An 11,908-nucleotide genomic window follows, 5' to 3' on the forward strand; every position below is an offset into this window, starting at 1 on the left:
ATGACCGTCGAGGAACTCAAGGCCGTACTGGTGTCCATGGGAGTGGACGAAGCGCTGATCACCCCGGAAGCCGTACGGGAGGAGGTGGGGCTCGACTCCCTGGGCATCGCCGAACTGGCGCTGGTCATGAACCAGGAGCGGGGCGTCCCCGTCACCGAGGAGCAGCTGCACGGCGTCGTCACCGTCGCGGAGGTCGTCGCGCTGCTGGACCGCCTCGCGGCGCGCGCGAACGGCGCCGCCGCGCAGGCCGCCTCCGTGCAGGCCGCCTCCGTGCAGGGCACTTCCGCGCAGGGCGCCTCCGCCGTACCCGCGCAGGGGACGCGTGCGCGTACGGCCGGTGCCGGGGGTGCCGCGTGAGGCGGTCGGGCGCCGCTGACATCGGCATCACCGGTCTCGGCCTGCTGACCCCCGCGGGCGACGGCGCCGAGGCGACCTGGGCCCGGGTGGGCGCGGGCACGCCGACCTCGGTACTCGTCCCCGGCTTCGGCCCGGAACCGGGCGGAGAGGCGGCGCGGCAGAACGTCACCGGTTCAACCGGTGACGTTCCGAACGGTGGGGACCCGACGGGTGCCGGACCGGCCGGTGGCGTGCTGGTCGGTGGCGGGCCCGCACATCTCGCGTGCCCCGCACCCGAGTTCGACCCCGCGCGGCTGGGCCAGGCCCGTACCCGCAGACCGGACCGCGCGGCGCAGCTCGCGCTGCTGGCCGCAGAGGAGGCCGTACGCGACGCGGGCTGGTGGCCGCGGGGCGCCCAGGGCACGGAGCCGCCGGACTGGGGCGGCGCCCGGGTGGCCGTCGTCATGGGGTCGGGCGCGACGGGAGCCCACACCTACGAGGCGCAGCACCGCGTCCTGCTGACCCGCGGCCCCTCCGCGATGTCGCCGTACGCCGTGCCCAGTTCGCTCGGCAACTCGCTGGCCGCGCAACTCGCCGTGGCGCTGCGCGCCGAGGGCACCAGCTTCACCGTCAACACCGCGTGCGCGGCGGGCGCGACCGCGCTGGGCACCGCCATGGACCTGCTGCTGCTCGGCCGCTGCGACATCGCCGTCGCGGGCGGCGCCGACGCGGGGCTGACCCCCTTCCACGTCGCCGGGTTCGACCGCATCAAGGCGCTCTCGCGGCGCTACGACGAACCCGCCACCGCCTCCCGCCCCTTCGACGTCACGCGGGACGGTTTCGTCATCGGGGAGGGCGCCGGGGTGCTCGTGCTGGAGCGCATGGCGGACGCGACGGCGCGCGGCGCGCGGGTGCGCGCCCGGCTCGCGGGCTACGGCGCGGCCGGGGACGCGCACCACGTCGTCAAGCCCCGCCAGGACGGCGCCGGGCTCCGCTCCGCCGTGAGCGAGGCGCTCGTCCGCGCGGGGGCGGAGGCCAGGGACGTCGATTACGTCAACGCGCACGCCACCGGCACGCCGCTCGGCGACCGCGTGGAGGCCGCGGCCCTCGCCCTGCTGCTGCCGCACCACCCGCCCGTCTCCTCCACGAAGGGGGTGACCGGCCATCTGCTGGGCGCGGCGGGCGCGGTGGAGGCGGCGTTGACCGCGCTCGCCGTGGAGTACGGCGGCGTGCCGCCGAACGCCAACCTCACCGAGTCCTCTCCCGAGTTCACGCTGAACCTGCCGACGCGGGCACTCGACCACAAATCCGGCCTCGCCCTCTCGGTCTCCGCCGGCTTCGGCGGACACAACGCGGCCCTCGCCCTGGCCCCGGCGTGAACCCGCCGCGTGACCCCCCTGCGAACCCCGTGTGAACCCCCGTCGGGAGCCCGGACCTACGAGCCGACGAACAGCTGACGGACAGCTGACGGGCAGAGCCGATGGACAGCTGACGGACAGAGCTGATGGACAGAGCTGATGGACAGCCGATGGACAGAGAGGCCCGCCATGACCGAAGCGCTCCCGCCTTCCCGGCCCGCCCCCTCACTCACCGAGCCTCGGCCGCTGTCCGTGCGCGACCGGCTGATCCTCGACATCGCCCGGCGCGGCCCCGACAGTTCGCTGCACCTGGGCGGGTTGCTGCTGTTCGCGGGGCGCCCGCCCCGTACGGAGGAGCTGGCGGCACATCTGGCCACCCGGGTGCTGGCGGCACCCGAACTCACCTACCGCCTCGTCGAGACGGGCTCCGGCGGCCGGCGGCCCCAGTGGGTGCCCGACACCGCGTTCGACGTACGGCGGCACATCCACCGGGTCACCGTGCCCGGCAACGTCCCGCGTGACCCCGACGCCACCTTGCGTGCCGTGCTCGACCAGCCGCTGGAGCGCGACCGTCCGCTGTGGGGCGTGTGGCTGGTGGAACAGGAGGGTGGTCAGGGGGCGCACGGGGACCAGGCCCGGGGGACCCGCGGCGGGGGCTTCGCGCTCTGTTACCGCGCGCACCATGCCTTCCAGGACGGCCGGGCCGCCATCGAGACAATGGAGCGCCTCTTCGGCCCCCCGCCCCACCAGCGCACCTCCACCCTCGGCGCACAGCTCGCCCCCGCGCCCGCCCGCGGGGACTGGGGGCTGACCATCCTGAAGGACCTGCTGCCCCCGGTACGGCCCACCGCGAACTGGCCTGCCCTGACCGCCATGACGGCCCTGAGCGGGCAGAGCGGAAAGAGCGCGGGGAGCGGGCAGAGCGGACGGGTGGCTGTCACCGGATCGTGTGACCTGGCACCGCTGCACGCCGTCTCGCGGGCCACCCGCGCCGGCATCACCCAGATCTGCCTGGCGGCCGTGACCGCCGCGCTGCGCGCCTGGCATCCGGCCGCCTGGGCGGGCGACCCGGCCCGTACCCTGCGCGCGACGTTCGCCCTCAGCCTCCGTACGGCCGACGACCCGCTGCGGCTGCTGGGCAACTACGGCGGCGTGGCAACCGTTCCGCTTCCGTGCGGTGAGCCGTCGCCGATGCGGCGTCTCGCCCTCCTCCAGCACGAGGTGACCCACACCCGGCTCAGCGCGGTCGGCCGCCGCCACCGTGTGCTGTTCGACCGGCTGCCGTACTGGTGCGGGCGGATCGGGCTCAGCCGTGGTATCGACCCGCGCTATGTGCCGCTGACCCTCGCCGACGTACGGGCCCGCACGCGGCTCACCTGGGCGGGGCAATCGCCGCTCGCGTTCTTCCCCGTGCCGGTCTCGGTGCCGGGCCAGCCGCTGTTCATCGCCTGGACGACCTACGGCGGACAGCTGCACGCCACCTTCCTCGGTCACGAGGTGGTCCCCGGCATCGAGGCGCTGCCCGCACTGTGGAACGCGGGCCTCGCGGCACTGGCCGCCGCCACGGCGGAGCGCGGCCCGTCACCGGGCCCGGAGCCGGGCCTGCGCACGGATCCGGGGCCGGGCCTGGGCCCGGATCCCGGGCCGGGGCCGCGCCCGGCCGAGGACGGCGGCCCCGCTTCGCACTGACATCCGTCCGCCCCCCGACGCTCCTCCCGACTGGCCGAGCCCCGCGTCTCAGGACAGATTGGGACGGTGCGGGTGAACGGAGCGGGCGGAGCGAGCGCTACGGGCGGGACAGGCCGCTCGGGCGAAACAGGCCGGTCGGGCGAAACAGGCCGGTCGGGCGGGACGGGCGCGGCGGACGGTACGTCGTCCGACGGCGCATCGTCCGACGGGCAGCAGACCCGGCTGACCCGGCTGCGCCGTCTCGCGCGACTGCTTCCGGCCGCCCTCCTCGCTCTGGGCATCGTCCTCGAACTGGCCACTCCGCGCGACGTGGCGTTCTCCGCGCCGTTCGTGGCGGCACCCCTGGCCGCCTCCGCGCTGCTCAGCCTGTGGGGAACGGTCACCACGGGCGTTCTCAGCGCGGTCTTCCTGGCCGGGTTCATCATCTTCCGCGACACGACGATCGGGAGCGTCGAGACCCAGACCAGGATCGCCACCGGGGTGACCGTCTCGGTGCTGGCCGTCGGCATCAATCTGCTGCTGCGCCGCAGCAGCGAGCAGCTCGCCTCGGCGCGCACCGTCGCCGAGGCCGTCCAGCTCGCCGTCCTGCCGGCCCCGCCCTCCCGGCTCGCCGGGCTCGCGCTGGCCGCCCACTACCGCGCCGCGCAGGCCAACACCCGGGTCGGCGGCGACTTCTACGCGGCCGAGGAGACCCCGCACGGGGTACGGCTGCTCATCGGCGACGTACGCGGCAAGGGGCTGGGGGCTGTGGAGGCCGTGGTCATCGTCGTGGGGGCCTTCCGGGAGGCGGCCGAGCAGGAGCCGAGCTTGAGCGGGGTCGCGGTGCGGCTGGACCGGGCACTCCAGCGCGAGGGCAGGAGACAGCTGGGCGCCGCGCAGCACGAGGGCTTCACCACCGCCGTGCTGGTCGAGATCCCCTGGGACGACCAGGGCAGTACCACCGGCTCGCACCTCGCGCGGATCGTCAACAGGGGCCATCCGGGACCGCTGTTGATCAACCGGGGGCGGACCACCCTTCTGGAGCCGTCGATTCCGGCTCTCCCGCTCGGCATGACCGAGCTGGGCGTGTGGCCCGACCACACCGACGAGGTCCCCTTCCCGTCCGGCGCCCATCTCCTCCTCTACACCGACGGGCTGTCGGAGGCGCGGAACGAGCACGGGGACTTCTACGAGCCGGCCAAGCGGCTCGCGCACAGCTACTTCGCCCATCCCGGGGAGCTGTTGGAGACGGTCCTCGCGGATGTCGAGGCGCACACGGGAGGGGTGTCGAGGGACGACATGGCCCTGCTCGCCGTCTCCCACCAGAAGCCCGCAGATGTCACGCTACGCAGTGGTACGGATTCATCCGGGTGAGTGAGTGTCCCGTATTGATCGTTCTTGCCCGGAAAGGGTGGGTCGTTGTGACTACAAAATAACGGGAACAGCTTGGAAACATCGGCTCCCTTCTATTAACGTCCGATAACGCAGCGCGGTCGTCACTGTCGTCACGAGAGACGGCACCGTGCGCCGTCGCCGAATCCCGCAAGCGGGGCACCACGAGCCGCAGTTCGTCAGCGCGAGTCTCCACTCGACCGCCTGAGCCGTGACTCGGCGGGCACCACCGCACGCGGGAACCGGGGAACCACCCCTTCTCGTTCGCAAGGGCGGGAAGGATGGGGTGAATCGGACAGCCTCGCGCCCGGCGCGGGGACGCCCGTAGGAGACCTTCCTGCTCCGAACCCGTCAGCTAACCCGGTAGGCGAGAAGGAAGGAAAGGAGAGCGCCCCCGTGGCGTCCAGGTCGCAGCGGCATGCCCCCGAGGCCATGTACGGCCCTTATTACGGCACTTATCCCGACGACGGCTCCCCGTCCGCCGCCGCTCCGTACGACACGTATGGGCCCCATGGCACGTACGGGCCCAACGGCGCGTACGACTCCGCGCCGAGGGCGGGCGCGGGGGCCGGTGCCGTTATCGGTTCCGGTGGTTTCGGTTTCGGCGCCGGTACCGATTCCGCCCCGGCCCCGGGCTCTGTCGCCGGTGCCGGTGCCGGTTCCGGCTCTGGTGCCGGTGTGTACGAGCGGTACGACGCGCAAGTCCCGTACGGCGTACGGGAGTCGGCGGATCCGCGCCGGACGATCGGCATGCGCGAGACGCTCGGCAACCCCCCGGGGGCCGGAGCCCACGCCCCGACCCACCCGGCGGCCGGAGCCCACGACCCGCGCCACCCGGCGGCCGGAGGCGGAGCCGGAACAACTGAAGGTGCCGGGTCCGGACTGGCTGACATGGCCGGGTCCGGAGCCGGGATCGAGGCCGGGACCGGCGAAGAGACGTGGGAGGAGTGGAACCCCACCGAGGACTCCCTCCGCCCGCTGCGCGGGCGCCACCGCGTGGGCAAGCAGCGCTCCGGCGGAGTGGCCCGCAGCGGCGCGGTCCTCGGCGTCGGCATGATCGCCGCCGTGGGCGCGGGCGGCATGGCGACGGCCCAGGACAGAGACCCGGCGGCCGTCTCGATGCCCGACCTGGCCTCGGCGGCGGGAGCCGTCAAGGACCTCCCCGGGCACCTGCCCGACGCCGAGCAACTCCCCGGCATCGGCGACCTCATATCCGACCACGCCGACAGTGCCGATGGCGCCGACGGCACCGCAGCCGACTCCGTCGCCGCGCGGGCCCCCCTCACCCAGGCCGGCCTCTCCGCGGACGAGGCCGCAGGCGGCAGGACCGACGCGGGCGAGGCACTGCGAGCCCGCATCCTCGCGCAGGCCGAGCAGCAGCAGTCCGAGGCCGACACCACCGCCCGCGAGCAGGCCGCCCAGCGCGCCGCCGAGCAGGCCGCGACGGCGGCCAAGAAGCAGGCGGCGGCCGACGAGAAGGCCGAGGCCGAACGCAAGCGCGAGGCCGCGGAGGAGAAGAAGCGGAAGGCGGCGGCCGAACGCCGCGCCAAGCTCGCCCGCGCGTACACGGCACCCCTCGCCTCCTTCCAGCTCAGCGCCGGCTTCGGCCAGGCGGGCGGCAGATGGCAGAACGACCACACGGGCCAGGACTTCGCGGCCCCGAACGGCACCCCCGTCAAGGCCATCCACTCCGGCACCGTCAAGGAAGCCGGCTGGGCGGGTTCGTACGGCTACCGGATCGTGCTGAAGCTGGCGGACGGGACGGAACTCTGGTTCTGCCACCTCTCCTCGATGACCAGGTCGGCGGGCGAGAAGGTCAGCACCGGCGACGTCATCGGCCGCGTCGGCTCCACCGGCAACTCGACAGGCCCGCACCTGCACGTGGAGGTACGCCCCGGCGGCGGCACACCGATCGCCCCACTGCCGTGGCTGCGCGACAAGGGCGTCAAGGTCTGAGCCCAGGCGGCCGGGCCCGAAGCGGCGCCCCGCCCGCCCCGGCCCCGACCGGAGCCGATCCCGACCGTGCCGCGCCCGCCCACAGACCCACGCCGCCGCCTCGCACCGCCCGCTGAGGCAGCACACCGCACGACCCGAGCCGCACAGCCGGCAGGAGGGGACAGGCGGCGGCGCCCGGGAGCCGCCCGGCGGCGCCGCGTATGCATCGCGGCGTCCAAGCACTCCGGAGGCCCAGGAACCGGACGGTTCCAGCGCGCGCCCCCGGCGGCTCCGGTGCGCCCCCGGCACCGAGGCCCCGCCGCCTTGGCCCCGACTCCGCGGGTCACCGACTCCGTGGGCCCCCGATGCCGCGGGTCGCCGGCTCCGGGACCGTCGACTTCGGAACCAGGGCCGCACTCTCCGGGCGTCAGGGCGGCGGCGATGCTCCGGGTGCGGCGCGCGACGCCGCGTCACCGTCACGCGTACGCCCCCGCGCTACGGTCGCGAGTATGCAGATGAACGCCGACCACCAGATCGGACAACTCTCCGTCTCGCCGCTCGCGCTCGGCGGAAACGTCTTCGGCTGGACCGCCGACCGGCCTACCTCCTTCGCAGTCCTCGACGCCTACACGGAGGGCGGCGGCAACCACATCGACACCGCCGACGCCTACACCTTCTGGATCGAGGGCCACTCCGGTGGCGAGTCCGAGACAGTCATCGGAGAGTGGCTCGCGGCCCGCGGCCCCGCTGTCCGCGACAACGTCGTCATCGCCACCAAGGCCGGCCGCCACCCCGACCATGAGGGCCTCTCCTCCGCCACTCTCAAAGCCGCCGCCGAGGACTCGCTGCGCCGCCTGGGCACCGACCACATCGACCTCTACTACACCCACTTCGACGACGAGTCCGTCGAGGTCTCCGAGATCGTCATCGCGCTGGACGACCTCGTCAAGGAGGGCAAGGTCCGCGAGATCGCCGCCTCCAACATCTCCCCGGCCCGCCTGCGCGCCTCCCTCGACTTCAGCGACTCCGCCGGCACCGCGCGCTATGTCGCGCTCCAGCCGCACTACAACCTCGTCTCGCGCGACACCTACGAGGGCGAACTGGAAGAACTGGCCCGACGCGAATCCCTCGCCGTCCTGCCGTACTTCGCGCTGGCAGCGGGCTTCCTCACCGGAAAATACCGGCCGGGCGAACAGGTACCGGAAGGCGCCCGCGCGGGCAAGGCGGCGCGCTACCTCGCCACGGACCGGGGCCAGCGCGTCCTGGCGGCCCTCTCCACGGTCGCCTCCGCCCACCAGGCCGCCGAGGCCACCGTCGCCCTCGCCTGGCTGGCCTCCCGCCCCACCGTCACCGCCCCCATCGCCAGCGCCCGCACCGTCGAACAACTCCCGCCCCTGATGGCCATGAACGACCTGGCCCTGACGGAAGACGAACTCCGTCTGCTGACGGACGCCTCCGCGTAAACGAACTCCGCCTGCTGACGTACGTCTCCGCGTAAGGGGCGACGGGCGGACACCCCCGGCCCCCGGCCCCCGGCGGCCGGCCCGCCCGCCCCCCGGGGGCCGGGCCCCGGTACGGCGCCGGGGCCCGGCCGATCAGACCGTTCACCCCTGCCGCAACTGCCCATACACATGCTCGACGGTGAGCCGTACGACCAGCCGCCGCTGGGACACCATCGCGGCGCGGTACTCGTCCCAGTCCGGGTGCTCGCCCCGGATGGCGCGGTAAACCTCGATCAGCTCGTCCACCGTCGCATCGTGCGGATCCTCGGCGACCGGCGTCAGCTCCGCGACCCCGTCCACCACGGTCCACGCCCACCCGTCCTCACTGGTCACATGAAAGCTCGCCCGAGGATCCCGTGCCAGATTCCGCGCCTTGGCCCGCCCATCGGTGATGGACACCCGCACCATCCGACTACCGCTGTCCCAGGCATAGTTCACATTGGACAACTGAGCCCGCCCACCCCGCCGCAAGGTGACCAGCACCCCCCGGTCGTGCTCCCCCACCAACCCGAGCAACGCCTCCTGCGCCGACGGCCCGGAATTGCCCTCAGCCATCACAGTGCCTCCAGCTCTCCTCGAACGACGGCTCGGACTCCGTTCGCACTCCCGAGCCCACTCGGCCTCATGGTCCCGGAAAAACGGCACCCGGCTCGGTTCTTTCACGAAAGGGACCAGTCCGCGCAGGGGGCGACGACAGGAGAGGTGCGGTCGTTCAAGAAGTCAGCCGGTGTGTCGTGCCAACAAGGAATCCGGAATGCCGGAGAGGATCGCTGGTTCCTGGTCGCCGCGGTGCGCGAAGTGGAGATCCTCGCGGGCGCGCGTGCACAGAAGGAGAAGACGAAGGCGGGCAGCCACACCGGTCGGGTCCTCGGTGTACGCGTCCAGATCCGGCACGAAGACACTGTCGAACTCCAGGCCCTTCATGCTGGCCGTGCTCAGGAGACGAATGGGTTGCGTCGAGAAATCGATGGCGGCCCGGTACGGATCGTCGTACACGTACGCCTGAGTGTGCTTGGCAAGGCCGAGGGCCGTGAGTTCGCTCTGGGCCTCCCGCAGTACACGGACCGACCTGCAGATGATTCCGATACTTCGATCCGGGTGCGCGTTGAAGTACCGGGAAACGCCGGTCAGGAATGCTCTCAGTGAGGGCACTTTCAGCAGGGCGGGAGTGCTGCCCCTCCGTGCCGGTATGGGCACCTCGCTCCACGTCCCCACGCGGAATTCGGATGCCAGTGTCGCGATCTCCCGGCTGTTCCGGCGGTTCTCCCACAAAACGAGCGGGTCGGTGTTCGGGGTGAGAGTTCGACATATGTCGGCGATGGTGCTCTCGTCGTCGTGGATCAGTTGGTTCTCGTCGGCGAAGACGGTGACACCGACACCGAGAATGCGGCAGAGCTGATAGAAGCCGAGGGGCAGATTCTGACCCTCGTCGATCACCAGGTGCGAGTTCGACCGGGCCCGTCGCTCGATGCACTCCCGCTGCATCTCGATCCAGTCGTAGCTCCACCCCTCCTCATCGGTCCGTGGTGGCTCGGATCGGAAGGATCGGTCCCAGAAGGCCCTGACCCACAGGTGATAGGTGGTGACCTGGAGCGCCTCAGTGAGATCCGGAGCCAATTGAGCCAGGTACTGGTGCAGCAGATTGGCGCGGGTGACGAGGGCGACCCGGCGGCCGGCGGTGGCCAGGGCCCACGCGCGGTAGACGGCCAGCACGCTTTTTCCCGCGCCGGGCGTCCCGGTGACGACGTGACTCCCGTGTAACGGGAGATCGACGACGGCTCGCTGCTCGCTCTCCAGGTCCAGCAGGGAGGGAATCCTCATGGGAGATCCACTGCTTCTGCCGATTCCTCCAGCGCGGCGTGGAGGACCCCACGGAAAAATCCCGGCACCTCGCCGTCACCGATCAGCAACGTGCGGTCCAGGAGGGAGTTGTCGATTTCACAACATGTCTCGGGCAGGAGGGTGCACGCATGGCAGGCGGCACGGTTGAGGTTGGCCAAAGACCTGCCCGTCGAGTCGGCGCACAGAGGGTCCTGTGAGCACCACTGAGCCGATTCGAGCAGCCGGATCAAGGTCTCCACGAGGTTCGGTGGCCTTCCCTGACGGACGAGCCCGCCCAGCGTCCCCTCCGTGTCCCCGGCGGCCGTGTAGATGAACACGCCGGCTTGCGGTGGATGTTCGCTACCCGCGGCGTGGCTGCGGGCGTAGACGCGTTCGCGCAGTGAGGCCGCGTTGTAGCCGCTGTCGTACGAGAGTTGACGGATGAACTGGTGGGCCAGGGTGTGCAGCATCACGAACCGAGGGAGGAGTATCGGACCGGACTTTCCTCTGAGGCGGTCGGCCTTGAACGAGGCGTCCAGGTTGCGATCGATGCGTTGTGTCCAGTCCCGTACCGACGGGAGCCTCTCCCAGTCGCTCAGTCGTTCCTCGTCGACGGCGATGAAGATTCCTTCCCCGTAGGTCTCGATGGCGGGCAACCATTGGGCTCTGGCTTGCGTGTTGACCGACACGACGCGCCCGCCCTCGCCCTCTTCGCCCTCGCCGGAGCTGGGCTCGTAGCGCGAGAACCCTTCGAGTGCGCGCACCTCGCGTACCCGGTCCGCGACGACCACCGAGGAGATGCGCGCGGCCAGCTCCCGCATGGAAGCCGGGTCGTGGTCGTCGACGCCGAGCCGGGTCCCGCGCACGGAGAAGGTACTCGAATTGGCGACGGACCCCGGGACGGAAAAGGCTTCCCATTCCGCGATGCTGAGGTCGTCATCCGGATCCGTAGAGGAAGATTGCGTCGCGGATTCGGCAGAATGGTGGCGCAGAAGAGTGTCCACGAAATCCACGGAAACCTGACACTGATCGGCGAGCACTCTTTTATAGGAATCTGCGATAGGGGATTCGCCCGCCTCGACGAGCATCGGCCAAATAGGACTGTTGACGACGCTCCGACTCGACTCGTCGTCGCCGATCACGCTTGTCGGCGCGGGGATGTCGAGCGCCGAGTGCGTGAGCGGAAAATAGACGTTGGAGGCACCACGCTGTACCGCTCGTGGTGTTTCCTCGCAAATATCCGCTTCATCGGCTTCGGATTGCCACGGGTGGGTTCCCGGGCATGGCCTGCCCATCTGCTTGAGACTGTTCTTCTGGCTGATTCCTGCCAGACTGCGTTCGGCTCGGCAGACGGCGCAGACGACCAGCAGGGCCTCCAGCCCGGAGGATTCGGGCGTGGCGATGAACCGCAGCTTGTGCACCTGGCATTGGCGCTGTGCGGGCTCCTCGCTCCTGGAGTGGGCCCATCGACGCCAGTCGATGTCGGCCATGTGGCCGGCTCTGCACACCTGAATGAAACGCATCGGTGCCAGCTTGGGCTTCGTCGCGCAACGTAGGCAGGTCGGTTGTTTGCCTCTCAGATCACGCTCGCGATCCAGGCGCCAGAGCTGCGTGTCCCTGCATTGAGGACAGAACAACCATTTGGGGAACCGTACGTACAGCGGTCCGATCTGGCTCGCATAGGCGGCTTTCCCGGAGGGAATGACGGGAGCCGAACGGAACTCCGCGACACGCAACTTTCTCGCGAGTCGCGGTGATTCCACGCGCTCGGCGTTCCGCGCCCAGCTTCGGGAATCGGCCGCGACGAAGGATTCTCCTCGGAGATCGAGAATACCGCCGACGCCGAATGGCGCGATAGTCTGTGACCTACGGACCTTCCGACGAATATCCTTCATC

9 protein-coding genes and 1 riboswitch are annotated in these 11,908 nt (G+C 71.3%); of the genes, 6 read left to right on the top strand and 3 right to left on the bottom strand.

Annotated features, from left to right (window positions below; genetic code table 11):
- The 6 genes from ABD339_RS13380 (at position 1) to ABD339_RS13405 (ending at position 8,152) form a co-directional block, all read left to right on the top strand.
- Complete coding sequence (locus ABD339_RS13380) at positions 1–357, top strand: acyl carrier protein (RefSeq protein WP_344565570.1); 357 nt, start codon at positions 1–3, stop codon at positions 355–357.
- Positions 354–1,715, top strand: coding sequence for a beta-ketoacyl-[acyl-carrier-protein] synthase family protein (locus ABD339_RS13385; protein WP_344565571.1), 1,362 nt, complete (start codon positions 354–356; stop codon positions 1,713–1,715). The genes ABD339_RS13380 and ABD339_RS13385 overlap by 4 nt, the downstream gene beginning before the upstream one ends.
- Positions 1,716–1,883: 168 nt before the next feature.
- Positions 1,884–3,383, top strand: coding sequence for a wax ester/triacylglycerol synthase domain-containing protein (locus tag ABD339_RS13390; RefSeq protein ID WP_344565573.1), 1,500 nt, complete (start codon positions 1,884–1,886; stop codon positions 3,381–3,383).
- A gap of 66 nt (positions 3,384–3,449) precedes the next feature.
- A complete protein-coding gene (locus ABD339_RS13395; protein WP_344565575.1) occupies positions 3,450–4,736 on the top strand; it encodes a PP2C family protein-serine/threonine phosphatase in 1,287 nt (428 codons plus the stop codon).
- A 209-nt stretch (positions 4,737–4,945) separates the two neighbouring features.
- Positions 4,946–5,138: riboswitch (cyclic di-AMP (ydaO/yuaA leader) on the top strand.
- A 507-nt stretch (positions 5,139–5,645) separates the two neighbouring features.
- Positions 5,646–6,710: a M23 family metallopeptidase gene (locus tag ABD339_RS13400; protein ID WP_344565674.1), complete on the top strand. Its 1,065-nt coding sequence runs from the start codon at positions 5,646–5,648 to the stop codon at positions 6,708–6,710.
- 488 nt (positions 6,711–7,198) lie between these two features.
- A complete protein-coding gene (locus ABD339_RS13405; RefSeq protein WP_344565577.1) occupies positions 7,199–8,152 on the top strand; it encodes an aldo/keto reductase in 954 nt (317 codons plus the stop codon).
- A 141-nt stretch (positions 8,153–8,293) separates the two neighbouring features.
- Here the strand turns inward: ABD339_RS13405 and ABD339_RS13410 are convergent, their stop codons facing one another.
- The 3 genes from ABD339_RS13410 to drmB all read right to left on the bottom strand — a co-directional run bounded on the left by ABD339_RS13410 (position 8,294) and on the right by drmB (position 11,907).
- Positions 8,294–8,746, bottom strand: a complete 453-nt coding sequence (locus tag ABD339_RS13410; protein ID WP_344565579.1) for a PPOX class F420-dependent oxidoreductase — start codon at positions 8,744–8,746, stop codon at positions 8,294–8,296.
- Positions 8,747–8,911: 165 nt separating this feature from the next.
- The gene (locus ABD339_RS13415; RefSeq protein WP_344565581.1) at positions 8,912–10,012 is read right to left on the bottom strand and encodes an AAA family ATPase; all 1,101 of its coding nucleotides are present in this window, start codon (positions 10,010–10,012) and stop codon (positions 8,912–8,914) included.
- Complete coding sequence (drmB, locus tag ABD339_RS13420; RefSeq protein ID WP_344565675.1) at positions 10,009–11,907, bottom strand: DrmB family protein; 1,899 nt, start codon at positions 11,905–11,907, stop codon at positions 10,009–10,011. The genes ABD339_RS13415 and drmB overlap by 4 nt, the downstream gene beginning before the upstream one ends.
- Position 11,908 lies beyond the last annotated feature (1 nt).

The sequence above is a fragment of the Streptomyces axinellae genome (genome assembly GCF_039532135.1).
Classification (GTDB): Bacteria; Actinomycetota; Actinomycetes; order Streptomycetales; family Streptomycetaceae; genus Streptomyces; species Streptomyces axinellae.

Excerpts from the sequence above, each read along its gene's own strand:
- ABD339_RS13380 (WP_344565570.1), top strand. The coding sequence starts at position 1 with ATGACCGTCGAGGAACTCAAGGCCGTACTGGTGTCCATGGGAGTGGAC.
- ABD339_RS13390 (WP_344565573.1), top strand. The coding sequence starts at position 1,884 with ATGACCGAAGCGCTCCCGCCTTCCCGGCCCGCCCCCTCACTCACCGAG.
- ABD339_RS13400 (WP_344565674.1), top strand. The coding sequence starts at position 5,646 with ATGGCCGGGTCCGGAGCCGGGATCGAGGCCGGGACCGGCGAAGAGACG.
- ABD339_RS13405 (WP_344565577.1), top strand. The coding sequence starts at position 7,199 with ATGCAGATGAACGCCGACCACCAGATCGGACAACTCTCCGTCTCGCCG.
- ABD339_RS13410 (WP_344565579.1), bottom strand. The coding sequence starts at position 8,746 with ATGGCTGAGGGCAATTCCGGGCCGTCGGCGCAGGAGGCGTTGCTCGGG.
- ABD339_RS13415 (WP_344565581.1), bottom strand. The coding sequence starts at position 10,012 with ATGAGGATTCCCTCCCTGCTGGACCTGGAGAGCGAGCAGCGAGCCGTC.
- drmB (WP_344565675.1), bottom strand. The coding sequence starts at position 11,907 with ATGAAGGATATTCGTCGGAAGGTCCGTAGGTCACAGACTATCGCGCCA.